At 65.3% G+C, this 24,399-nt stretch carries 20 protein-coding genes, 1 tRNA gene and 1 pseudogene; 16 read left to right on the top strand and 6 right to left on the bottom strand.

What is annotated here, in order from left to right:
• The first annotated feature begins 94 nt into the window (after positions 1-94).
• A complete protein-coding gene (locus D6C00_RS12485) occupies positions 95-1,006 on the top strand; it encodes an MBL fold metallo-hydrolase (protein WP_206609616.1) in 912 nt (303 codons plus the stop codon).
• A 101-nt stretch (positions 1,007-1,107) separates the two neighbouring features.
• Here the strand turns inward: D6C00_RS12485 and D6C00_RS12490 are convergent.
• Positions 1,108-1,194: transfer RNA gene (locus D6C00_RS12490), tRNA-Leu, on the bottom strand.
• Positions 1,195-1,286: 92 nt separating this feature from the next.
• On the opposite strand from D6C00_RS12490, the gene rnr reads away from it, so the two are divergent.
• From rnr to D6C00_RS12550, 12 genes are all read left to right on the top strand, one after another.
• Positions 1,287-3,638: a ribonuclease R gene (gene rnr, locus D6C00_RS12495; protein WP_125182007.1), complete on the top strand. Its 2,352-nt coding sequence runs from the start codon at positions 1,287-1,289 to the stop codon at positions 3,636-3,638.
• Positions 3,638-4,327, top strand: coding sequence for an OmpA family protein (locus D6C00_RS12500; protein ID WP_125182463.1), 690 nt, complete (start codon positions 3,638-3,640; stop codon positions 4,325-4,327). Before rnr ends, D6C00_RS12500 begins: the two co-directional genes overlap by 1 nt.
• A 315-nt stretch (positions 4,328-4,642) precedes the next feature.
• Positions 4,643-5,398 carry a 23S rRNA (guanosine(2251)-2'-O)-methyltransferase RlmB gene (rlmB, locus tag D6C00_RS12505; RefSeq protein WP_125182008.1) on the top strand — a complete coding sequence of 252 codons (756 nt, stop codon included), beginning with the start codon at positions 4,643-4,645 and terminating at the stop codon, positions 5,396-5,398.
• 380 nt (positions 5,399-5,778) lie between these two features.
• Positions 5,779-6,171 (top strand): 30S ribosomal protein S6, encoded by a 393-nt coding sequence (gene rpsF, locus D6C00_RS12510; protein WP_125182009.1) that lies wholly within the window; start codon positions 5,779-5,781, stop codon positions 6,169-6,171.
• A 24-nt stretch (positions 6,172-6,195) separates the two neighbouring features.
• Positions 6,196-6,522, top strand: coding sequence for a primosomal replication protein N (priB, locus tag D6C00_RS12515; RefSeq protein ID WP_125182010.1), 327 nt, complete (start codon positions 6,196-6,198; stop codon positions 6,520-6,522).
• A 14-nt stretch (positions 6,523-6,536) separates the two neighbouring features.
• The gene (gene rpsR / locus D6C00_RS12520; protein ID WP_096366907.1) at positions 6,537-6,761 is read left to right on the top strand and encodes a 30S ribosomal protein S18; all 225 of its coding nucleotides are present in this window, start codon (positions 6,537-6,539) and stop codon (positions 6,759-6,761) included.
• 50 nt (positions 6,762-6,811) lie between these two features.
• A complete protein-coding gene (locus D6C00_RS12525; protein WP_125182011.1) occupies positions 6,812-7,723 on the top strand; it encodes a DUF2232 domain-containing protein in 912 nt (303 codons plus the stop codon).
• Positions 7,724-7,759: 36 nt separating this feature from the next.
• Positions 7,760-8,206, top strand: a complete 447-nt coding sequence (rplI, locus tag D6C00_RS12530) for a 50S ribosomal protein L9 (RefSeq protein WP_125182012.1) — start codon at positions 7,760-7,762, stop codon at positions 8,204-8,206.
• A 135-nt stretch (positions 8,207-8,341) separates the two neighbouring features.
• The gene (gene dnaB / locus D6C00_RS12535) at positions 8,342-9,742 is read left to right on the top strand and encodes a replicative DNA helicase (protein ID WP_125182013.1); all 1,401 of its coding nucleotides are present in this window, start codon (positions 8,342-8,344) and stop codon (positions 9,740-9,742) included.
• Positions 9,739-10,821: an alanine racemase gene (gene alr / locus D6C00_RS12540; RefSeq protein WP_125182014.1), complete on the top strand. Its 1,083-nt coding sequence runs from the start codon at positions 9,739-9,741 to the stop codon at positions 10,819-10,821. Before dnaB ends, alr begins: the two co-directional genes overlap by 4 nt.
• Positions 10,822-10,971: 150 nt before the next feature.
• Positions 10,972-12,297: a tetratricopeptide repeat protein gene (locus D6C00_RS12545; RefSeq protein ID WP_125182015.1), complete on the top strand. Its 1,326-nt coding sequence runs from the start codon at positions 10,972-10,974 to the stop codon at positions 12,295-12,297.
• 12 nt (positions 12,298-12,309) lie between these two features.
• Entirely contained in the window at positions 12,310-14,133 is a 1,824-nt protein-coding gene (locus D6C00_RS12550; protein ID WP_125182016.1) for a FecR family protein, read from the top strand.
• 7 nt (positions 14,134-14,140) lie between these two features.
• On the opposite strand, the gene D6C00_RS12555 is transcribed toward D6C00_RS12550, so the two are convergent.
• The gene (locus D6C00_RS12555) at positions 14,141-16,369 is read right to left on the bottom strand and encodes a CHASE2 domain-containing protein (RefSeq protein ID WP_241546873.1); all 2,229 of its coding nucleotides are present in this window, start codon (positions 16,367-16,369) and stop codon (positions 14,141-14,143) included.
• 526 nt (positions 16,370-16,895) lie between these two features.
• Here D6C00_RS12555 and radA point away from each other — a divergent pair.
• Positions 16,896-18,257: a DNA repair protein RadA gene (radA, locus tag D6C00_RS12560; protein WP_125182017.1), complete on the top strand. Its 1,362-nt coding sequence runs from the start codon at positions 16,896-16,898 to the stop codon at positions 18,255-18,257.
• 258 nt (positions 18,258-18,515) lie between these two features.
• On the opposite strand, the gene D6C00_RS16775 is transcribed toward radA, so the two are convergent.
• From D6C00_RS16775 to D6C00_RS12575, 4 genes and pseudogenes are all read right to left on the bottom strand, one after another.
• Positions 18,516-18,938, bottom strand: a complete 423-nt coding sequence (locus D6C00_RS16775; RefSeq protein ID WP_399361265.1) for a PilZ domain-containing protein — start codon at positions 18,936-18,938, stop codon at positions 18,516-18,518.
• Between the two features lie 312 nt (positions 18,939-19,250).
• Positions 19,251-19,610, bottom strand: a pseudogene (locus D6C00_RS16780) (FHA domain-containing protein); the annotation flags it as partial.
• Between the two features lie 85 nt (positions 19,611-19,695).
• Positions 19,696-20,976, bottom strand: a complete 1,281-nt coding sequence (locus tag D6C00_RS12570; RefSeq protein WP_125182019.1) for an HlyC/CorC family transporter — start codon at positions 20,974-20,976, stop codon at positions 19,696-19,698.
• Between the two features lie 72 nt (positions 20,977-21,048).
• Positions 21,049-21,852: a cytochrome C assembly family protein gene (locus D6C00_RS12575; protein ID WP_125182020.1), complete on the bottom strand. Its 804-nt coding sequence runs from the start codon at positions 21,850-21,852 to the stop codon at positions 21,049-21,051.
• 194 nt (positions 21,853-22,046) lie between these two features.
• Between D6C00_RS12575 and D6C00_RS12580 the strand changes: the two genes are divergently transcribed.
• Together D6C00_RS12580 and ffh are read left to right on the top strand one after the other, a co-directional pair.
• Positions 22,047-22,838, top strand: a complete 792-nt coding sequence (locus D6C00_RS12580) for an MBL fold metallo-hydrolase (RefSeq protein ID WP_241546874.1) — start codon at positions 22,047-22,049, stop codon at positions 22,836-22,838.
• Positions 22,839-22,900: 62 nt separating this feature from the next.
• Entirely contained in the window at positions 22,901-24,256 is a 1,356-nt protein-coding gene (ffh, locus tag D6C00_RS12585) for a signal recognition particle protein (RefSeq protein ID WP_125182021.1), read from the top strand.
• Positions 24,257-24,399 lie beyond the last annotated feature (143 nt).

Below are 24,399 nucleotides of genomic sequence, written 5' to 3' on the forward strand. Positions count from 1 at the left end.
GCGTACCCTGCTGCTGGGGCTGTGCCTGACCCAGGTCGCCCTGCCGACAGCCGCCGAGCCGGTGGCTACGCCCTACGGCGAGGTCAGCCTGCCCATGGAACTGCATCAGGTGCCCGGGGCGCCGGTCTATTACCTGATCGGATTGTCGGGGGTGCCGGGCGCGGAGAACGAGGGACATACCTCCAATGCCGGTTTCGTGGTCACCGATGCCGGCGTGGTTGTCTTCGACGCCCTCGGCACCCCGGCGTTGGGCTACCGCATGCTGCAGCGCATTCGCGAAGTCACCGATCAGCCGATCGAACGCATCATCGTCAGTCACTACCATGCCGACCATATCTACGGCCTGCAGGCCTTCGAGGAGCATGCCGGTGATCCGCCGGTGTGGGCGCAGCAACTGGCCCTGGGCTATGTCGGTGGTTCCAGCGCCAGCCAGGGCGAGGATGCCGAACGGCGGCTGGCGCAGCGCCGCGAGGCCCTGTTCCCCTGGGTGGACGAGCGCACCCATATCGTCGCGCCCGACCATACCTTCGAAAAGGAACTGCGCTTCGAGGTCGGCGGCGTGGACTTCCTGGTCCGGCACCTGGGCCCGAGCCACGCGCCGGGTGACAGCATCATGCTGGTCGAGGATCACGGGGTGCTGTTCAGTGGCGATGTCATCTACCAGGGCCGGGTGCCGTTCCTGGACAGTCCCCAGACCGATAGTGCCCGCTGGCTGGAGGGACTGGACTATCTCACCTCACTGGAGCCGGCGCCGCGCTTCATCATTCCCGGTCACGGTGATGCCTCCTCCAATCCCGAACAGGCGGTACGTGCTACCCGCGACTACATCCGCTATGTGCGCGAGGCGATGCGCAAGGCGGTGGCTGACTTCATGACCTTCGACGAGGCCTATGCCCAGACCGACTGGTCAGACTACGAACACCTGCCGGCCTTCGATGCCAGTAACCGGGGCAATGCCTATCGCATCTTCCTGGAGCTGGAGGCGGCCGCGTTCGGCGGTGAGTGAAACGACAACGGGGCGGATCGCTTGCGCGTCCGCCCCGTTAAAAAACACTTTTGGAACAACTAGTTGTGCTTACCACAGCCGTCTGCTATGGTGCGATGATTTGGTGCCGAGGAGAGGACTTGAACCTCCACGGGGTTACCCCCACTAGCACCTGAAGCTAGCGCGTCTACCAATTCCGCCACCTCGGCCAAGCGGGCGAGCCCGCTCAGAAGCCGCGCACTTTACCCGCCGGGCGCAGCCTTGTCAATGCGCCTCGACGGACTTCGACACACGAGGATATATGACTCAGAAACGCAGAAAAAAGACCGCCGGCAAGATCGACTGGCGGCGTCAGGACCCGCATTACGCCCGCGAAAAGGCCAAGTACGGTCACCCCGTTCCCAGCCGTGAATTCCTGCTGCAATGCATCAAGGATCTGGGCGTGCCGACCACCTGGCAGGAACTGGCCGACAAGCTCGACATGCAGGAGGAGGATGATCGCGAGGCCGTCCGGCGCCGGCTCAAGGCGATGGAGCGCGACGGCTCGCTGCTGCGCAACCGCCGCGGCGGCTATGTCCCGGTCGGCAAGCAGGACCTGGTGCGCGGGCGGGTCACGGCCCATCCCGATGGTTTCGGTTTCCTGATCCCCGACGAGGGCGGCAATGACCTGTTTCTCTCGGCGCGCGAGATGCGCCGGGTCTTTCACGGCGACCGGCTGGTGGCCCGCGTGGTCGGTGAGGATCGCCGCGGTCGGCGCGAGGGCGCGGTGGTGGAGGTGCTGGAACGCAACACCCACCGGGTGGTGGGGCGTTTCTTCCGCGAAGCCGGTGCCACCTTCGTGGTCCCGGACAACAAGCGCATCGTCCACAATCTGGTCATTCCCGGTGAAGAGGTCGGTGAGGCGCAGCCGGGCCAGATCGTCGTCGCCGATATCCTGGAACAGCCCACCCTGCGCAATCCCCCGATCGGCCGTGTGGTCGAGGTGCTGGGCGATCATATGGCGCCGGGCATGGAGATCGATGTCTCGGCGCGCAGCTACGAGCTGCCCTGCGAATGGCCCGAGGTGGTGGACGAGGAGATCTCCGGCCTCGGCGAGAAGGTCACACCGGCGGCCAAACGCGGCCGCGAGGACCTGCGCGAGCTGCCACTGGTGACCATCGACGGTGCCGACTCGCGTGATTTCGACGATGCCGTCTACTGCGAGCCCAAGCCCAAGGGCTGGCGGCTGCTGGTGGCCATCGCCGATGTCGCCCATTATGTGCAGCCGGGTACGGCGCTGGACCAGGAGGCCATCAACCGCGGCAACTCGGTGTATTTTCCCGAACGCGTCATACCGATGCTGCCCGAGGTGCTGTCCAACGGCCTGTGTTCGATCAATCCCGGCGTGGACCGTCTGTGCATGGTCGCCGACATGTACATCAACCAGGAAGGCAAGATCCTGCGTTCGCGTTTCTTCGAGGGGCTGATGCGCTCGCATGCCCGCCTGACCTATGACGAGGTCGCCGCCATGCTGCTCGAGCGCGACCAGTCCACGCGCAAGCGTTACGAGCATGTGGTTCCGCACGTGGAGGAACTGCACCGGCTTTATCATGTGCTGCGCAAGGCCAGGCTCAAGCGCGGCGCCATCGACTTCGACACCACCGAGACCCGAATCGTGTTCGGGGCCGAGCGCAAGATCGACCGCATCATACCGGTGGAGCGTAACGACGCCCACAAGCTGATCGAGGAGTGCATGATCTCGGCCAACGTGGCCGCCGCCCGGTTCCTGTCGCGTCACAAAATGCCCGCCCTGTACCGGGTACACGATGGCCCCAAGAGTGAAAAGATCGAGGACCTGCACACCTTCCTGGGCGAACTCGGGCTGAAACTCAAGGGCGGCGACAAGCCGCAGGCCAAGGACTATGCCCGACTGCTGGAAAGCATCCAGGACCGGCCGGATGCGCACCTGATCCAGACGGTGCTGCTGCGTTCCATGTCGCAGGCGGTCTATACCCCCGACAATGCCGGCCACTTCGGTCTGGCGCTGGATCAATACGCGCACTTCACCTCGCCGATCCGGCGTTACCCCGATCTGCTGGTGCACCGAGCCATCCGTCATGTGCTGCGCAACAGCAAGCGCAAGAAGGCCCAGGCCTTCGCTTATTCGCACGCCGACATGCAGAAGCTCGGCGAGCAGTGCTCGATGACCGAACGGCGCGCCGACGAGGCTACCCGCGACGCCGAGGACTGGCTCAAGTGCGAGTACATGATGGACAAGGTGGGCGAGGTCTACGACGGCATCATAAGCAGTGTGACCTCGTTCGGGATTTTCGTGGAGCTGCGCGATATCTTCGTCGAAGGCCTGGTGCACATCACCGCCCTGAAAAACGACTACTATCATTTCGAGGCCCACGGCCATCGCCTGATCGGCGAGCGCACACACAAGATCTACCGCCTCGGGGATGCCATCCGGGTCAAGGTGGTGCGGGTGGATCTTGACGAGCGTAAGATAGACTTCGAACTGGCCGAGGCCCATGCCGACACGCCGGCCGAAAACAGCAGTGCCCCGGCTGCCGAGGAGAAGAAACGCAAACGCCGCCGGGGCGGCAGGAAACGCGGTGGCCGCGGCAGCGGCCACGCCTCGCAACGCAACAAGAAGAGGTCGACATCATGATGCAGAAAGTGCTTCCCCTGGCCGTGGCCATCGCCCTGGCGGGCTGTGCTGCGGATGATCCCAACCGCAGAGCCAAGACCGGTGCGGCCATCGGTGCCATTGCCGGCGCCGTTCTCGGGCATCAGATCAATGATGAAAAGGGCGCAGTCATCGGCGGTGTGGCCGGCGCGGTCGCCGGCGGCGTGGTCGGCAACTACATGGACAAGCAGCAGCAGGAATTCGAGAGCGCCCTGGCCGAGGAGCAGCGCCAGCACGAGATCGAAATCCAGCGCATGGAGGACGAAAGCCTCAAGATCGACATCGCCAGCGAGGTCTCCTTCGACTTCGACAGCGCCGAGCTCAAGCCCAGTTTCCGGCCCACCCTGGATAAGGTTGCCGATATCCTGCAGCGCTACGAGCGCACCGTGGTGCACGTGGTCGGCCACACCGACAGCGTCGGCGCCGAGGAATACAACCAGCGTCTGTCCGAGCGCCGTGCCCGCAGCGTGACCGAATATTTCGCCTCCCGCGGTGTCTTGCGTGAACGCCTGCGCGCCGAGGGCCGCGGCGAGCGTGAGCCGCGCGCCACCAACGATACCGCCGCCGGACGTCAGCTCAATCGCCGGGTCGAGCTCTACGTCAAGCCGATCGTCGAGGGCCGGGAACAGGAGGCCTACGAGGCCCCGGCCGGACCGTCCAGCTGGCAGTAAGGAATCAGGAGCGAGGAGTGAGGGTGAGGAAGACTTCCTTCTCCTGTGCGTCATCCCCGCGCAGGCGGGGATCCATAACCCGCTGCGGTCACTGGATCCCGGCCTGCGCCGGGATGACGGAGGATGTTCGGGAATGGCGGTAGAATAGGGAAGATATGATCAGCGAGTAGGCCGGGATAAGCGCAGCGTTCCCGGCACACCTGGTCGCTGCCGGAAATGGGCCTGGCGGCCCTTATTCCGGCCTACGCTGTTGTCACTCCTCACTCCTCACTCCTCACTCTTCACTCTTCACTCTTCACTCTTCACTAACATCTCATGGCCAAATCCGAACACATCCACGGCATCCACGCCGTCGAGTCCTGGCTGACACGCTCGCCTGAGCGGGTGCGCCAGCTGTGGCTGCAGGAGGGGCGCGAGGACGCCCGTCTGCAGGCCCTGGCGGCCGGTGCCGAACAGGCCGGGGTCAAGCCGCAGCGGGTGCCGCGCGCGACCCTGGACCGGCTCGTCCCGGAGTCGCGCCACCAGGGTGTGGTGGCCGAGGTGCTGCCGCTCCCGCCGGGCGACGAGGCCGGACTGCAGGATCTGACCGAAGGCCTGGGACCGCAGGCCCTGCTGCTGGTGCTGGACGGGGTGCAGGACCCGCACAACCTCGGGGCCTGCCTGCGCAGCGCGGATGCCGCCGGCGCCGATGCCGTGATCCTGCCCCGGGACAAGTCCGCCGGTCTGACCCCGGTGGCGCGCAAGGTGGCCTCGGGGGCGGCGGAGGCGCTGCCGGTATTCGCCGTGACCAACCTGGCCCGTGTGCTGAAGCGGCTCAAGGCAGCCGGTTTCTGGCTTTACGGCGCCGCGGGAGAGGCGGAACAGAGCCTGTACGAACAGAGGCTTGAGGGCCGCATCGCCTGGGTGCTGGGCGCCGAGGGCAAGGGGCTGCGGCGTCTGACCCGGGAGCACTGTGACGTGCTGGTGCGGATCCCGATGGGGGGGACGGTCGAGAGCCTGAATGTCTCGGTGGCCACCGGGGTGGTGCTGTTCGAGACCCGGCGGCAGCGGCTGGCCACAAGGGCCTGTTAACACTCATCCAATCGCCTCTGCTGGGGCTGATTTTCCGTCCAGCAAGGCAGAATGAGCGAGGTGTAGTCATTCTACATGAGCGAATGATAACGTAGCTGGGCGGAAAATCAGCCCCAGCCCAGCGGGTTGCGCCTGAAAAAGCGCCACTCATCGTTGCTCGTCGCTTATTTGGAATCACCAAACTGCGCTCCTCGCGCCTCGATTGGCACTTTTTTCAGGCACAACAGAGGCGATTGGATGAGTGTTAACAGGCCCTGAAGGATTGATCAGACGGGCGCCTGCGCGTAGAATGCATCGCCTTTCGGACCGCTGTGACGGCCCGGAACTCCCTTGCCGCACCGGATGGTCCGGGCGGCTGCTCAATCCGCAAGGGGTATACAATGCGACATTATGAAATCGTGTTTCTGGTCCATCCGGACCAGAGCGAGCAGGTCAATGCCATGGTCGAGCGCTACCGCGCCACGATCGAGAACGGCGGCGGCAGTATCCATCGGCTCGAGGACTGGGGCCGCCGGCAGCTGGCCTATCCCATCCAGAAGCTCCACAAGGCCCACTACGTGCTCATGAACATCGAGTGCGGCCAGGACGTGCTGGACGAACTCAACAGCGCCTTCCGCTTCAACGACGCCGTGTTGCGCAGTCTGGTGATCGCCAGGGATGAGGCCGTGACCGAGGCCTCGCCGCTGGCGCGCAAGGATGACAAGGACAGCGACGAGGGCGAGGCCAAAAGCGGCGGCTCCTCGGAGCAGCAGGGCAGCGAAGACGCGGCCTGATCGGGCGGGCGCGGGAACACGCGCATGGCCCGCAATCAGGTACTGATCGAGGGCCGGGTCAGCCGTGCCGCGCAGCTGCGCCAGTCGCCTGCCGGTATCCCCATCGCGCGTTTCGTGCTCGACCACTACTCGGAACAGACCCAGGCCGGCATGCGCCGGCAGAGCCGGCTCCGGATCGCCGTGATTGCCGCCGGCACCGGACTGGCCGAACAGGCCGGTCGTCTGGAACGGGATGACGGAGTACGGGTCAGCGGCTTTCTCAGCCGCGCCGATTCGCGCAGCGGTGACCAGCGCCTGGTCATACATGCGGAACATATCGAATATACGGGCCTGGAAGGGTCCGGAGACTGAAGAGGAAGACATCAATGGCACGTTTTTTTCGTCGCAGGAAATTCTGCCGGTTCACGGCCGAGGGCGTGAAGGAGATCGACTACAAGGATCTCGGCACGCTGAAGAACTACATCACTGAGACCGGCAAGATCGTTCCCAGCCGGATCACGGGCACCAGTGCCCGGTATCAGCGTCAGCTGGCCACCGCCATCAAGCGCGCGCGCTACCTGGCCCTGTTGCCCTACAGCGACTCGCACTGAGTCCTGCACGGCGTCGGCCGCCCGGTCGGACCGCAGCGCCGGTGGATTGAATGCTGGCACTGGCCAACTATGTCATGCGCGGCCGCCTGGCCGCGATCGCGGTGCTGGTGGCGAGTTCGTTTGCCGCCCTGCTGCTGCCGCCGCTGACCTCGCCGCTGGCCTATGTGGGCGGCGGGGCGCTGGGTCTGGTGACCCTGCGTCGCGGAGCGGGGGAGGGTGGTATCGTGCTGGCCGGCGGGCTGGCCGGCATGAGCCTGCTGGGTCTGACGCTGAACGATGCCCCGGCAGTGCTGGCCCTGACCGGACTGATCCAGTGGCTGCCGCTGTGGCTGGTGGCCATGGTGCTGCGGCTGACGGTGTCCTGGCGGCGCGCGGTCCAGGCGATCCTGGGCCTGGGTGCCGCCCTCGTGCTGCTGCAGTACCTGCTGCTGGGCGATCCCGGGCAGTGGTGGGAGGCGCAGCTGCGGCCGGTCGTGGAGCGGATGCAGGCTTCCGGCGGCCAGGATCTGGAGGCCATGCTGGGCCGGATCGCGGGCTGGATGCCGGCGTTGATCGCCACCGCGCTGAGCATCGGCGTCACCCTCAGCCTCGTGCTGGCCCGGGCCTGGCAGTCGCAGCTGTACAATCCCGGCGGCTTCGGCAAGGAGTTCCGGGAGCTCCGGCTGGGAAACTCGACCGCTCTGCTGACCGTGGCCATGGTACTGATCGCCGCCGCCACCGAGGGCGTACTGGGCGAACTGGCCGGTCAGCTGGTCTGGATACTGGCCGCGGGCTGCCTGTTGCAGGGCATCGCCGTGGCCCACGGCATCGTCAACCGTCTGGGCAAGGCCCGCGGCTGGCTGATCGCCATGTATGTGCTGCTGGTGTTCGTCCAGCCCTACAGTGGCCTGGTCCTGGCGCTGACCGGACTGGCGGACAACTGGCTCGATTTTCGTCAACGCGTCGCCACGCCCCCGGCATGAGGGCGGCGGCAATGATTAGAGTGTGAGGTGCGTGTCATGGAAGTGATTCTTCTGGAAAAGGTGGCCAATCTGGGCGCCCTGGGCGACCAGGTCCGGGTCAAGCCCGGCTATGGCCGCAATTACCTGATCCCGCAGGGCAAGGCCACTCCGGCCACCCCGGAGAACATCGAGAAGTTCGAGCAGCGTCGGGCCGAGCTGGAACGCCAGGCCGCCGAGGCACTGGCCGCGGCCCAGACCCGGGCCGGGAAGCTGGAAGGCTTCGAGCTGACCCTGACCGCCAAGGCCGGTGATGAAGGCAAGATGTTCGGCTCGGTCGGCACCGCCGATATCGCCGAGGGCCTGAACGCGGCCGGTCACGAGATCGAGCGCCAGGAAGTGCTGCTGCCCGAGGGGGCCTTCCGCCAGCTCGGCGAGTACGAGGTTCAGCTGCGCCTGCATGCCGACGTGGAAGCCACCATCAAGCTGGTGATCGTCGCCGAGTAAGGCCAACCCCCTGATATCCATCAGGGCTGTTGCACTTCATGCCAACCCCCGGCCGCGGCGGCTTGTCCGTGGCCGGGGGGCTTTGTATGCTGGCAGGCAGTCCCGGACACGCTGCCGCAGGATATAATCACACTCATGCCCGATACCCTTTCCACGGCCGATACCGCCCTGTCCCCTGAGACCGAGGCGCTGAAGGTTCCGCCGCATTCCATCCCCGCCGAGCAGTCGGTCCTCGGTGGCCTGATGCTCGACAACGAGGCCTGGGACCGGGTCGTTGACCGGGTCTCCGAGGATGATTTCTACCGCCGTGATCACCGCCTGATCTTCCGCGCCATCACCGGCCTGGCCGAGCACAGCAAGCCGCTGGATGTGGTCACGCTCGGCCAGTGGCTGGAGAACGCCAGCCAGCTCGACGATGCCGGCGGCATGGGCTATCTGGGGGAGCTGGCCCGCAATACCCCGAACGCGGCCAATATCACCGCCTATGCCGACATCGTGCGCGAGCACTCCATACTGCGCCAGCTGGTGCAGGTCGGCACCGATGTGGCCAACAGCGCCTACTTCCCGGAAGGGCGCAATGCCCAGGAACTGCTCGATCACGCCGAGCAGAAGGTGTTCACCATCGCCGAGCAGGGCAAGCGCGGCCGCAGCGGCTTCACCGCCATCAAGGATCTGCTCACCAAGACGGTCGACCGCATCGACTATCTGTTCCAGCTCGACAATCCCATCACCGGCGTGCCGACCGGCTTCAATGACTTCGACGAGATGACCGCCGGGCTGCAGCCCTCGGACCTGATCATCGTCGCCGGCCGCCCCTCCATGGGCAAGACCACCTTCGCCATGAACATCGTCGAGCACGCCGCCATCAAGAACAAGACGCCGGTGGCCGTGTTCAGTATGGAGATGCCGGGCGAGCAGCTGGCCATGCGCATGATGTCCTCGCTGGGGCGCATCGACCAGCACAAGGTACGCACCGGCAAGCTCGAGGACGAGGACTGGCCGCGGTTGACCTCCGCGGTGAGCATCCTGGCCGATGCACCCCTGTTCATCGACGACACCCCGGCGCTCAGCCCCAACGACCTGCGGGCCCGGGCCCGGCGGCTGAAGCGTGAACACGACCTGGGCCTGATCGTGATCGACTACCTGCAGCTGATGCAGTCCTCCAGCCGGTCCGACAACCGGGCCAGCGAGATCTCCGAGATCTCGCGCTCGCTCAAGGCCCTGGCCAAGGAGCTGCACGTGCCCGTGGTGACCCTGTCGCAGCTCAACCGCAGTCTGGAGCAGCGCCCCAACAAGCGCCCGGTGATGTCGGACCTGCGCGAGTCCGGCGCCATCGAGCAGGACGCGGACATGATCGTGTTCATCTACCGCGACGAGGTCTACAACGAGGACAGTCCGGACAAGGGCACCGCCGAGATCATCGTCGGCAAGCAGCGTAACGGTCCCATCGGCACCCGCCGTCTGACCTTCCTCGGCCAGTACACCCGCTTCGAGAACTTCACCATGGACGATTACGGCGCCGGGGATTTTGCATGACCCGTCCCGTCCGCGCCCGCGTCGATGTCGACGCGCTGCGGTCCAATCTCCAGCTCGCCCGCCGCACCGCCCCGCACAGCCGCATCCTGGCCGTGGTCAAGGCTAATGCCTATGGCCACGGCCTGGTGCCGGTGGCCCGCGCACTGGAGGCCGCCGACGCCTTCGGTGTGGCCGGGGTGGAGGAGGCGCTGCTCCTGCGTCAGGCCGGTATTCAGAAGCCCATTGTCCTGTTAGAGGGGTTCTTTCATGCCGCTGAACTGGATGAGGTCATCCGGCACGGTCTGAATCTGGTGGTGCATGCCACACACCAGGTCGAAGCCCTGGCCACGGCCGCATTGGCCGGCCCGGTGCGGGTCTGGATCAAGCTGGATACCGGCATGCATCGGCTTGGCTTCGCGCCGGCCGAGCTGGCTGCTGTGCAGGCGCGGCTGCAATCCATCACCGGCGTCGAACTGGCCGGGCTGATGACCCACTTCGCCTGTGCCGACGACCGCACTGATCCCGCCACGCAACGCCAGCTCGACGCCTTCGCCGCGCTCGGCCCGGGAGCGGTTGGCGAGCACAGCCTGGCCAATTCGGCGGCCCTGCTGGGCTGGCCGGAGGCCCACGCCGACTGGGTCCGGCCCGGGTTGATGCTCTACGGCATCTCGCCCTTCGTCGACAGTCTCGCGGCGGACCACGGACTGACCCCGGCCATGACCCTGGAAACAGAGCTCATCGCCATCCGGGACTGCGCGGCCGGCGATGCCGTCGGCTATGGCGGGGTCTGGGTCTGTCCGGAGTCCATGCCGATTGGCGTGGCCGCCATCGGCTACGGTGACGGCTACCCGCGGCACGCGCCCGCCGGTACCCCGGTACTGGTCGACGGCCGGCCCGCGCAGCTCATCGGGCGCGTCTCCATGGACATGCTCATCCTCGACCTGCGCGGCCTGCCCGAGGCCCGGGTCGGCAGCCGGGTGACCCTGTGGGGCGAGGGGCTGCCGGTCGAGCGCATTGCCCGCCAGGCCGGGACCATTCCCTACGAACTGGTCTGCGCCGTGACCGCCCGGGTGCCGCTGCTATACGAAAGCAGGGGCTAGGTTCCAGGTACCAGGGCCGGAAAAATCCTCCGTCCAGATCTCTGCCTCAGCACCTCCATCAGGCACAACCCTTGCATTTCCCCCTTCTGCAGATGCCGAAACGTCAAATCCGTGACGTGGCGTTATCACTGAATCAGCCGGAGTCGTACCTTGGAAAGACCATCCCGCCGCTGTCGCGGCCTGCGTCTGTTTGTGAACTCTCTGCTGCTGCTCTGCCTGCCGGTCGGAGCGGCGGAACCGGATGGGATCGCCGGCCTGCTGCGCAACGGCGATGCCGAGGGCGCCTGGGAGCAGGCCCGCGCACTGGCGCCTGCACGGGCCGGTGAGCCGGAATTCGATATGCTCTACGGCCTGGCGGCCGTCCGCTCCGGTCATCCCGAGCATGCCGTGTTCGCCTTCGAACGGGTGGTGGCGCTGGAACCGCGCAATCACCGGGCGCGGGTGGAGCTGGCCCGGGCCCACTATCTGGCCGGCAATTTCACCGTGGCAAGGACCGAATTCGAACGTGTGCTGGCCATCGATCCGCCGCAGCGGGTGCGCGAGAACGTCCGGACCTTCCTCGACGCCATCGAACGCCGGGAGGGGAGCCTGTCGACCCGGATCACCGGCTACCTGGAACTGCGCGCCGGCGCCGACAGCAATGTCAACAGCGCCACCTCGGACGACACCTTGGAGATTCCGGCGCTCGGGACCTTCACCCTGAACGGCGCCAGCCTGGATCGCAGCGACGAATTCGTGGAGAAGAACGCCGGCCTGTCCGTGCTTCATCCCTTCACCCGTCGTCATGCCCTGTTCGCCGAACTGACCTACAAGGATCGCGAAAACCTCGAGACCCAGGCCTATGACCTGCGCTCGGTCACGCTCAGTGCCGGTCCCATGGTCGCTTTTGCCGGGGGGAGGCTGCGTCTGCCGCTCAATTACCAGTTCCTGTACCTGGACAACAGCAAATACCGGCGGCTGGGCAGTGTGGGTTTCGACTGGAGCCGGGACCTGGACCGGAACGACCAGCTGCAGCTGTTCGGCCAGTACGGCAGTCTGCGCTATCCCGACAATGCAGCGCGCAACGCCAGGCTGGCACTGGGCGGTGCCGGCTGGACCCACCGTTTTCATCAGCCGGATGTGCAGGTTTCGACCAGCGCCTATTTCGGCGACGAGGACACCCGGGATTCCATCGGTGAGCACAACGGCAAGCAGTACCTCGGGCTGCGTCTCGGCAGTCAGTGGAGGCTTGCTCCGCACCACACCCCCTATTTCTCGCTGGCGGCGCAGTGGAGCGAGCATGCTGCCACGGACCCGGTCTTCGCCCGCACCCGCAGGGACGATTTCGCCGAGGCCCGCCTCGGCTGGGCCTGGACGCCCGCCGATGCCTGGCTGTGGCGGGTGGAGCTGGCCTATACCCGCAACGATTCCAATATCTCCCTGTACCAGTACACCCGCAAGCAGGCCTTTGCGGGCGTGACCTGGCGATTCGAATGATCGAGGTGTGACATGCAAGCGATCGCGCGTTCATCTTTTACGCTTCCGGGGCTGCTGCTCGGTCTGTGCCTGCTGTGTGGATTGGCGGCAGTGCAGGCCGCCCCGGCGCCGGCCGGCCATGTGATCATCGCCCGGGGCGAGGTGCAGGCCATCTCAGCCGCGGGCGAGCCGCGTGCGCTGCGGCGGCGCTCGCCCTTCTATGCCGGCGAGACCCTGGTTACCGGTACCGATGCCACGGCCCAGTTGCGCTTCAGTGACGGTGCCCTGGTCGCACTCAGGCCGGACACCGAATTCCGGGTTGACCGCTACCGCTACGAGTCCGATGGGGGTGAGGGCGACGAGAGTATTTCCACCCTGATCAAGGGCGGCTTCCGCACCATCACCGGCGCGGTCGGCAAGCAGGACCCGGACAGCTACCGGGTCGATACGCCGGTGGCGACCATCGGCGTGCGCGGCACCCACTATGAAGTGGTCCTGGGAGACGGACTGGCCGTCGGCGTGTGGCAGGGCGGCATCCGGGTCCGCAATGAAGGCGGCGAAATGGATCTGGGGCAGAATGCCAATTATAGCTTTGCCACCGTCACCGGTCGGAATCAGCCGCCACGGGGTCGGTTGCAGCCACCGCCGGGCCTGGACACGCCGCCGCAGGCGCCTGCAGATGCCGAAGAAGTGAGCGAGCAGCAGCAGGAAGAGGGTCAATCCGAAAGCGATGGGGCGACGGAGGCTGAGGCAGGCGGTAACGAGACCACGACGTCGGGCGAGGAAGATGGTGACGCGGAGTCAACCGCTGCCACTGCGGAGACCGACGCCGAAACCGACGCAGGTGATGGCACCACCACGACCTTGGACACGCAGACCTCCTCGCAGGACGATGACACGCGGGAGACCAGCATGTCGGAGTCGCCGGATGATGGTGTCAGCCTGGATACCGCTACCGGTGACAGTCTGGACACGACCGCCACGGACACCCGCCTGACCAGCACCACCGACACCACTCTGGATGCCACCTTCACCGTCAGCCAGCCGGTGGATTCCGTCAGCGATATCACCAGTCAGGACGCCCGGTTATCGGATGCGGAATGGGACAAGCTGATCAACGGCAATCATCTCGGCATCATCCTGGAGGCGAATACGGCTCAACAGGGCATCCGCGGCGGGCGGGCAATCGTGGATCCCGCCGGTTCTCCGGTGATCACCGACAACGGCTATGCGCCGTTTGACTCCGAGTATGCCGATGCGCCCATCCTGGAAGTGTTCCGACAGGGCAGCGCGACACTGGACGCGCTCGGCAGTCACACCGTCGACAGCAATCACACCGTGTACTGGGGCGTGTGGAACGGCAATCCCGACCCGGTGATCATCCAGACCGATGCCACCGATCCCAGTGTGACCCGTACCAGCAACCGCCCCTTCTTCTGGGCCACCCTGCTGCCGACCGATCCGGGTGTGCTCGATGCGCGTACCGGCATTGTCACCTACAACAATCTCATCGCCGTGCAGGGCGGCGGCAGCGGTGGACAGATCACTGCCGCTGATGTGACCTTTACACTCGATGTGAACTTCGACACCGGCGCCCTGACCAATGGCAGTCTGCAGATCGGCAATGGCTCCGAGTTCTGGCAGATCGACCTCAGCGGCCAGCTCAGAGGCTCGATTGCGGACCTGACGGTGGAGCAGACAAGCAGTGTGTATGTCAGCCCTTCAACTCATGGCGTGATCGGTGATATCGCGACGGGCTTCACCGGCAACAACGGCGAGGTGCTGGGGGGCGGCTTCCTGTTCGAGGCCGAGGGCGACCCTGGTATCCATGCTGAGGGCATTCTCCTGGTGGAGTGAGCGCGGGTCATTTCTCCCGCCGCTCGAACACCCCGTCCCAGTCCGGCGGCAGCTGGCGCCGGCGCAGTTGCTCAATGCGTTCCAGGTAGAGGGTGTAGAGCCTGTCGCCGGGACGTTCGGCGGCCAGTTCGTGGAAACCGTGTCCGGCCGCGTCCCAGTCCTGGTTCCAGAAGGCCGTCAGCGCGGCATCATGGCGCTGCAGCCAGGCATTCATCGCAGGTGTCTGCCCGGTCTGCGGACACAGCGGCTCATATACGGTGACTCCCTGTTGCTTGCCCTTGACCCGCACCCGGTCCAGGGTGCGATAGACAAAGCCCGGCGCCAGTTCGCGGGTGCGTTCGCCCACCACCAGGCGCACACCGTAATACTTGGTCACGCCCTCCAGCCGTGAGGCGAGATTCACCGCATCTCCCAGCACCGTGTAGGCACGGCGGTACTCGGAGCCCATGTCGCCCACGTTCATCACACCGCTGTTGATACCGATGCCGATGTTGATTTCCGGCAGTCCCTCGGCCAGGAACTGCTCCCGCAGCCGGTCGGCGGCCGCCAGCATCTCCAGCGCCCCCTGGATGGCGTGCCCGGCATGTTGCGGATCGCTGACCGGCGCGCCCCAGAAGGCCATGATCATGTCGCCGACATATTTGTCGATGGTGCCCCGGTGGTTGAAGATGGTTTCCGTCATCGGGGTGAAGAAGCGGTTCAGCAACTCCTTGAGTTCGCCCGCGCCCAGGCTTTCCGAGATACTGGTGAAGTTGCGGATGTCGGCGAACAGCACGCTCATCTCGCGGCTCTCGCCCTCGGCGTGATACTGCCCCGGATTGCGGCTCATCTCCTCGACCAGCTGCGGTGGCACATACTGGCCGAACATGCCCTTGAGCTGCCGCCGCCGCCGGGTCTCGCCGAAAAAACCGTAGCTCAGGTTGAACAGCATGATGGCCGCAATCGCAAGGGTCGGGGTGGTGGTGGCCAGCGCCAGCCGGTGCTCGATCCACAACCAGAAGTTGCCGGCAATGAAGCCGGACAGGACCAGGGCGGAGATGAGCAGGATCCACACCGGCCCGAGAAAGGGCAGCAGCAGCGCCAGCAGCGAACCGACACCGATGATGATGAACACATTCGCACCACTGGCCCAGTCCGGCTGGTAGGGGAAGTCGCCTTCCAGCAGCCCGGCGAGGATGCTGGCGTGGATCTCCACCCCGGGGTAGACGTTCTGTACCGGCGTGGGCTTGACGTCGGCCAGGGCCAGGGCGGTGGCGCCGACCAGGACGATGCGGTTCTCGATCCGGCCGGGATCGAAGTCGCCGTTGAGCAGGCGGGCCGCCGAAAGATAGTCAAAGCTGCCCGCCGGGCCGCGGTAGGGTACGAGCACCTGGCCGCCGGCGTCGGTTCGTATCCTCTGGTTGCGCGACAGAGACAGGTACTCCACCACCCGGCCGGTTCCGACCCGGGCCGTGGCCAGTCCGATCCGGTCGGCGAACAGATAGACCCGCGCGGTTTCCAGGGCCAGCGAGGCATACAGCTGGTTGTCGTGTTTCGCCAGCAGGGGCACGCGCCGGATCACGCCGTCCGCGTCCGGCATAACAGTAATAAAACCGCCATTGCCGGCGGCCTGCTGCAGGACAGGCAGGTTGGCGGTATGGGTGGGGAGTTCGGGAGCCGCGAACAGCTTTCCGGTCTCGCCGACCAGCGGCGCCGGGGCGGGCAGGGCACCACTGTTGCCCGAGCGGGCCGTATGCAGGACATACCCCAGCACGGTATCCATGCCGGCCAGTGCCCCGGTCAGCTGACGGTCACCGTCCTCGGCCCGGGCCAGTGTCATCAGTCGTTCGTATTGCGGGTCGGTCAGGTTCTCGGGTTGCTTCCCGAGCAGGGCGCGCAGGTTTTCCGCCAGGCTGCGTTCGGGCTCGGACATGACCAGGTCGAAGGCGACCACGGCCGCGCCCGCTTCGCGCAGGGTATCGACCAGCTCCGCCAGGCGCCGGCGCGGCCAGGGCCAGCGGCCTTCCTGCTGCAGGCTCTGTTCGTCGATGTCCAGGATCAGGAGAGAATCGTTTGCCGGCGGTGATTCCGGCAGGGTCAGGTTCAGCCGCAGGTCATAAGTCAGATATTCGAGCCGGTCGCGCAGGACCTTGACCGGGCCCAGATCGGTGGTCTCCACCCAGGTCCCGATCAGGGCCAGCAACAGTCCGGCCAGGATGGCGGCGGTGCGTGACGAGCTGTGCAGGATGGCAAGCAACGGGCTGTTCCTTCTTCAGACCTGTTGAGACGGGGACGGTCCGATGCCCCGGCTGACTGTAAAGACGTCGGCAGCTTTGACAGCTTCTGCGAAATGCCAATCATTCGCGCCTGCAGCCCACCCGCCTGAACGGATGCGGGATTTCTCCGGACAGGCCGGTGTCGTTCCCGCACGGCGCGTCACCCGATTTTACAGCATGCCGGATGGGTTAATCCCAATTACTTGTTTTAAATCATTTTTATCTATGGGCATGCAAGTTGCTCCGGTTTCCGGTATCCCGACCCTGGAGCGACTGCCATGAAGACACAGCCCACACAGCTCGAGGACATCGTCGGCCTGGTGGTCCTGGTTGCCGTGCTGTTACTGGCGGGCATGGACCTGGCGCCGCTGGTCTGATCCATCCCTGATTCCCGCCACTGCCGCCGCCTGTCACCGGTCGGGACGGGCAGCGGCAACGCGCCCCTTCCCCATCCCCGTACCAGCCCGTAGACTCCCAGTCTTTTCCCGGGCTGGACGAGGATTCACCGTGTCGAAAGGCAAGACCGCCTACAGCTGCAGCGCCTGCGGGGCCCAGTCGCCCAAATGGGCGGGTCAGTGCGCCGAGTGCGGCGAATGGAACACCCTGGTGGAGGTGGTCGCCATGCCGGCCACCCCGGCAGCGGCGCGTTTTTCCGGCTATGCCGGTGCCGGCGAGGCCCGGGTGCGGGACCTGGCCGATATCCAGCCCGAGTCGGCCAGCCGCGCCGCCACCGGCAGCGATGAGCTGGACCGGGTGCTGGGCGGCGGTCTGGTGGCCGGCTCGGTGGTGCTGCTGGGTGGCGATCCCGGCATCGGCAAGTCCACCCTGCTGCTGCAGACCCTGACCGATCTGGGCGGACGCATGCCCGCCCTGTATGTCACCGGCGAGGAGTCACCCGAGCAGGTCGCCCTGCGCGCCCGGCGCCTGGGGCTGGCCAGCGAACATACCCGGCTGCTGGCCGAGACGGCGGTGGAACGCATCATCGAGATCGCCAGGCGCGAGCAGCCGCAGGTGCTGGTGATCGACTCCATTCAGACCCTCTATACCGCTGCCCTGCAGTCGGCGCCCGGCTCGGTGGCCCAGGTGCGCGAGAGCGCGGCCCAGCTGGTGCGCTACGCCAAGGCCAGCGGCACCGCCCTGTTCCTGGTCGGGCATGTGACCAAGGAGGGGACCCTGGCCGGCCCGCGGGTGCTGGAGCACATGGTCGACACCGTGCTCTATTTCGAGGGCGATGCCGGCGGGCGCTACCGCGTGGTGCGGGCGATGAAGAACCGCTTCGGCGCGGTCAACGAGATCGGCGTCTTCGCCATGACCGACAAGGGGCTGAAGGCGGTGAGCAACCCGTCCGCGATCTTTCTGTCGCGCCACGACGAGCCGGTGCCGGGCAGCGTGGTCATGGTCACCCGCGAGGGTACCCGGCCGCTGCTGGTGGAAGTGCAGGCACTGGTGGCAGACAGCCACCTGTCCAACCCGCGCCGGGTCACTCTGGGACTGGAGCAGAACCGGTTGTCCATGCTGCTGGCCGTGCTGCACCGCCACGGCGGCATCGCCGTGGCTGACCAGGACGTGTTCGTGAACGTCGTCGGTGGGGTGCGGGTGAGCGAGACGGCCGCCGACCTGGCGGTGATCGTGGCCGCGCTGTCGAGTTTCCGCGACCGGCCGCTGCCGGCCGACTGGATCGTGTTCGGCGAGGTGGGTCTGGCAGGCGAGATCCGGCCCGTGCCCAACGGAATGGAACGGCTGCGCGAGGCGGCCAAGCACGGCTTCAGGAAGGCGCTGGTGCCGGCGGCCAATCTCAAGCAGGTGAAGACCGAAGGGCTGGAGACGGTGCCGCTGAAGCGGCTGGCGGATCTGTTCGATCAGATGTGATTGCTGAAGATCTCACCGCAGAGGCGCAGAGTTACATAGTGCCTTCCAATAAGGCGAATGGCACTCACTTTAGCTGTCATTGCGAGCGTAGCGTGGCAATCTCATACCGCATACTCAACCGGCTGGAGATTGCCGCGTCACTTCGTTCCTCGCAATGACGAGCGTTATTTGGTTTAAGTAAGCGAAACTCCATTCTGAGGCTGTTCTCTGCGTCACCTGCGCCTTCGCGTCTCTGCGTAGAGGGTTTTCAAATGGAACCTAGCCCAGACTGGCCAGTTCGCGCTCCAGCAGATCGGGATCGCCCAGGTTCAGCTCCACCAGCCGGCGCAGGTGGGTGATGCTGTCCAGATCGATGTCCTCGCAGCGCAGTCCCAGCCGGTCGGCTTCCTGATGGGCGATACTGACATCCATGACAATGAGGGCATCCTCGCCCAGTCGGAGTTCCAGTCGCAACGGGCCTTCGGCCTCGCCTTTCCAGTCCTGCGGTCGGGCAATCAGCGCGCCCTTGAGTGAGAGATCCAGCAGTTCCACCGCCCACTGCCGCTCACCGGCGGACAGACGGGCCTCGGCGTCGAAGGGGATGCGGGTGAAGCGGCGTCGCTGTTGCTCGGGTTCGGCCGTGGCAGCCGGCGCCGGCGTCGGTGCGGGCTCCTGCTGTGGCTGGTCGAGAAAGAATTGCAGCTCCAGCAGGCCGATCTGCAACCGGTCGCCCTCATGGAGTTCACGCGACGCGTCACCGATGTCCTCGCCATTGACTCGCGGCGTGGTTTCGCCCTCCAGGTGGGAGAGGTAATACCCCTTGTCCCGGCGCGCGATCATGGCCACATGTTCGCCGCGCTTGCCGACCCGGGTGAGGGCACGGTCCAGACGGATGGTGCGGCCGAAGTGACTGCCGCTCATGATCTGCATCCAGCCGGTGACCCGGTGACGGGTGATCGGGGTGACGTTGGCCTGCTCCGTGCCGCCCTCGCTGCTGTAGCTGAGTTGATGCTTGCCGACCTGGATACGGTCGCCATCCGCCAGGGTATGCGCCGCCTCGATGGCCTTGCCGTTGATCTGCACGCCGGCCTCGGGCCGGGGTGTGATATGGATCCCTTCGGCATCGATGCGGATATCGGCGTGATGCGGTTCCACGGCCAGGCTGTCGATGTGGATCTGGCACTGGGGGTCACGGCCGATGCACAGGGTCTCGCCCAGCAGAGGGAATATCCTCAGGACCTTGTCCCTGAATGTCAGCGTCAGTTTCGCCATGTGTCGTCCCGTGCCCCGAAGGGGTAAGAAAATCCTGCCGGAATCATGCCTTTTCCTGGCAGTTTCGATCCGAGATTGCCAGAACGGCGGTGCCGGTACCATGCCGTCTGTCAGAGTATCGGCGCCGCCGGTCCATTATTTAGTAGGTGGGGGAGCCGGCGCGGGGCCGGTGGTCCGGCCGGCTCGGTCAGCTGGCTGCGGCGGGTTGCTTCCTCAGCCGGGGATCGATGCGCACGGTTTTTACGGCATTGTCCCGGGTCTGGACGATTTCCACCGGATAGCCGGCCAGCAGCAGGCTGGTGCCGGGCTCCGGGATGGCTTCCATGTGTTCCAGGATCAGGCCGTTGAGCGTCTTTGGCCCGCTGGTGGGTAGTTCCATCTTGAGTGCCCGGTTCAGGTCACGTACCGCGGCGGTGGCGTCGACCAGAAAGCTGCCGTCCTCCTGCGGGGTGATGTCCTTGTACAGCGAATAGGGATCGGTGGTGAACTCGCCGACGATCTCCTCCAGGATGTCCTCCAGCGTGGCCAGGCCCAGGATGTCGCCGTACTCGTCCACCACCAGGCCGGTGCGGCGCCCCTCGCGCTGGAAATTCAGTAGCTGGCGGTTCAGCGGTGTGCCTTCGGGAATGAAATAGGGATCGCGGGCGATGCGGCGGATGCTCTCGTGGCTGAGTTCACCGGCGCGCAGCAGCGGGGTGACATTGCGCATGTGCAGGATGCCCACCACGTGATCGATGGATTCCTCGTAGACCGGCAGCCGTGTGTACTGGGTATGGGAGAGAAAGTCCTCGATCTCCTCGAGGTTCTCGGTCAGGTCCACGCCGTCGATCTCGTTGCGCGGGACCATGATGTCCTCCACCGTGATCTTCTCCAGGTCCAGCAGGTTGAGCAGCATCTTCTGGTGGCGCTTGGGGATCATCGCGCCGGCTTCCAGTACCACGGTGCGCAGTTCCTCGCTGGACAGGGCCGTCCCCCCGGTCTGTTCGGGGGAGACCCGCATCAGCCGCAGCATGCTGTTGGCGATGAGATTGATCACCCACACCAGCGGATAGAGCAGGCGCAGCAGCGGCCGATAGACGAAGGCGGCAGGAAAGGCGATGCGCTCCGGGTGCAGGGCGGCCAGGGTCTTGGGCGTGACTTCGGCGAAGATGAGGATCACCACGGTGAGCAGTGCGGTGGCCACCATTATGCCGGCCTCGCCCAGCAGGCGGATGGCGATGACGGTGGCCAGGGCCGAGGCCAGGATGTTGACGAAGTTGTTGCCGAGCAGGATCAGACCGATCAGCCGGTCCGGCCGCTCCAGCAGTTGCTGGGCCCGTTTCGCGCCGGGATTGCCGCCCCGGGCCAGGTGACGCAGCCGGTAGCGGTTGAGGGTCATCAGGCCGGTTTCCGAGCCGGAAAAGAAGGCCGAGAGGATGATGAGAAAAAACAGGGCTCCCAGCAGGACGCTAAGGGGGATGTCAGCCAAGGGATTGGTTGCTCCGGATTCTTCTGGTGGAGGATAGTGTAGGGCAAGGCCCGCGGCGTGTCAGGGCCGGCACTAAAGCAGTATCTCCAACACCAGCTTGGTGCCGAAATAGGCCAGCATCAGGAAGACAAAGCCGCCCAGGGTCCAGCGGATGGCGGTGCGGCCGCGCCAGCCGAAGCGCCAGTGGCCCCACAACAGCACCCCGAACACCACCCAGGCCACGATCGACAGCACCGTCTTGTGTACCAGATGCTGGGCGAAGATATCCTCGAGGAAGAGCACGCCGGTGATCAGGGCGAGGGTGAGCAGGGCGAAGCCCACCCCGATCAGCTGCATCAGGATCAGTTCCATGCCGCGCAGCGGCGGCAGTACCTGCAGGATCCTGCCCAGTTTGTGATGGCGCAGCTGGTGTTCCTGCACCGCCAGCAGCACCGCCTGCAGCGCGGCCAGCCCCAGCACGCTGTAGGCGATGACAGAGACCAGGACGTGCAGATCCAGCTGCCAGCCGGCCTGGTCGAGGATGATGTGCTCAGTCGAATAGGCGAACATCAGGGCAATGGTCAGGGCCGCTACCGGCAGCACCACCACGCCGAGGTTTTCCAGCGGCCGGTACAGGGAGGCCAGCAACAGCAGGGCGACACTGAGCAGGGCGATCAGGGAGGCGGCGTTGAAGAAGCCGAGATTCAGCCCCGAGGCCGTCATCAGCGCCGGCCAGAGCACCGCCGCATGCAGCGCCACCCCGGCAAACCCCAGGCCGATCACACTGTTACGCCCACCTGTGCCGGGTTCCAGGCCACGCACCATGCGCGCGACCAGCAGGCTGCCGGAGGCGAGGTAAAGAAGTATGGCAAGGATGCCGATGAGGTGCGTATGCATGTGCTAAACAGCGGATTTCCGGAAGCTATTCCGACGGGGCCGACAGGCAGGATAAAGCCAAGACCGCCGGACTGCAATAACAGGACCGGTCCGGTGCACGGGAATCGCGACAGGTGTATTTGAAGAGGCGAAATGTGAAACCTTCGACAGTCACAGAGGGGGCCATGGGGGCAGAGTGTCGACAGGGGGCTGAGATGGAACAGGCAGTCGGACTGGAGACAATGCAGGTACGGACCCTGGGCTGCAGCGGCGGCATCGGCGGTGAGCTGCGCACGACCTGTTTTCAGGTCGATGATGACATTCTCATCGATGCCGGTACCGGGCTGGGCAATCTGTCACTGGAACAGATGAAGGGCATCCGTCACATCTTTCTGACCCACTCGCATCTGGACCACCTCGCCGGTATCCCGCTGATGGTGGATTCCATCTTCGGCGATATCACCGAACCGGTGGTCGTCCATGCCGCCCCGGCTACACTTGCCGCCCTGCGCGAACATATCTTCAACTGGGTGATCTGGCCCGATTTCTCCATTCTACCGACGGCCAGCCGACCGGTGATCCGATTCGAGGCGATGCAACCGGGCGAGGTCGTCGAGCTCGATGGCCGTCGTATCGAGATGATCGAGGTCAATCATGTCGTTCCCGGTGTGGCTTACTGCATCGAAAAGGGTGTCAAGACCTTCGCCTTCAGCGGCGATACCACTACCAACGACACCCTGTGGCCGGCGCTCAACCGCCATGCCCGGCTCGATGCCTTGGTGGTGGAATGTGCTTTCGCCGACGAGGACGAGGCGCTTTCGCAAAAGGCCTTTCATTACTGTCCCCGCACCCTGATCGCTGATCTGGCCAAGCTCAACCATCGACCGCGTATCTACATTACCCACCTCAAGCCCGGGGCCGAGGACCGCATCGTGGCCCAGCTCCAGGCCCGGCTGCCGGACCTGGAGCTCCGACGCCTATCCGGCGGCCAGCTTATCCGGCTATAATAGCGCTGCAATTTCCCCATTACGGCCCGCGCTCGCATGGGCGTGGCCGGGCAGCGAGTCTTATGTTTGAAAATCTCTCCGAACGTCTCGGCCAGACCCTGAAACGGCTGCGCGGTCAGGGCCGCCTGACCGAGGACAACATCAAGGACACCCTGCGTGAGGTGCGCATGGCCCTGCTGGAGGCCGACGTGGCTCTGCCGGTGGTCAAGGCCTTCGTCGACCGGGTGCGCGAGCGCGCCGTCGGCCAGGAGGTGCTGAAGAGCCTCACTCCGGGACAGGCCCTGGTCAAGGTGGTGCACCAGGAACTGGTCACCACCATGGGCGAGGCCAACGAGGGGCTTAACCTCAATGTGCAGCCGCCGGCGGTGATCCTGATGGCCGGACTGCAGGGCTCGGGCAAGACCACCAGCACCGGCAAGCTGGCGCGCTGGCTGAGCGAGAAGCAGAAGAAATCAGTGCTGGTGGTGAGCTGCGACATCTATCGTCCCGCGGCCATCAAGCAGCTGGAGACCGTGGCCGGAGAGGTCGGGGCCCGGTTCTATCCCAGCACCACCGAGCAGGATCCGGTGGACATTGCCCGCGGTGCCATCGATCACGCCCGCAAGCAGTTCATCGACGTGGTCATCATCGACACTGCCGGGCGGCTGCACATCGACGCCGACATGATGGACGAGATCCGTCGGCTGCATGAGGCTGTCGAGCCGGCCGAGACCCTGTTCGTGGTCGACAGTATGACCGGCCAGGACGCGGCCAATACCGCCAGGGCCTTCCATGACGCCCTGCCGCTGACCGGCGTGGTGCTGACCAAGACCGATGGCGATGCCCGCGGCGGCGCGGCCCTGTCCATTCGTCACATCACCGGCAAGCCGATCAAGTTCCTGGGCGTGGGTGAGAAGAACACGGCGCTGGAACCCTTCCATCCCGAACGGGTGGCCTCGCGCATCCTCGGCATGGGCGATGTGCTCAGCCTGGTGGAGGAGGCCGAGCAGAAGGTCGATCGCGACAAGGTCGAGAAGCTCGCCAGCAAGCTCAAGAAGGGCAAGGGCTTCGACCTGGAGGATTTCCGCGACCAGCTGCAGCAGATGATGAGCATGGGCGGGCTGGCCGGCCTGATGGACAAGCTGCCCATGGGGGATCTGCCCAAGGGCGTGCAGGGCCAGATGGACGACCGCGAACTGGTGCGGATGGTGGCCATCATCAACTCCATGACCGCCCGCGAGCGCCGGCGGCCGGAACTGATCAAGGGCTCGCGCAAGCGCCGCATCGCCAACGGCTCCGGCACCCAGGTGCAGGATGTGAACAAGCTGCTCAAGCAGTTCACCCAGATGCAGAAGATGATGAAGAAGATGTCCAAGGGCGGCATGGCCAAGATGATGCGGGGCATGAAGGGCAAGCTGCCGCAGGGGTTGCCTTTCTAGGCCGTGGGGAGTGAGACAACTTTTCTCCTCACTCCTCACTGAAACAAAACTAAAGAAAAACGGCGGACCGTTTCCGGTACCGCCGCCAATGTCGCGCTGTCGCTTAGCAGTCATTCAACAGATGTTTTTATGCTTGCTCGCTG

Source organism: Thiohalobacter thiocyanaticus (assembly GCF_003932505.1).
In the GTDB taxonomy this organism is placed as follows: domain Bacteria; phylum Pseudomonadota; class Gammaproteobacteria; order Thiohalobacterales; family Thiohalobacteraceae; genus Thiohalobacter; species Thiohalobacter thiocyanaticus.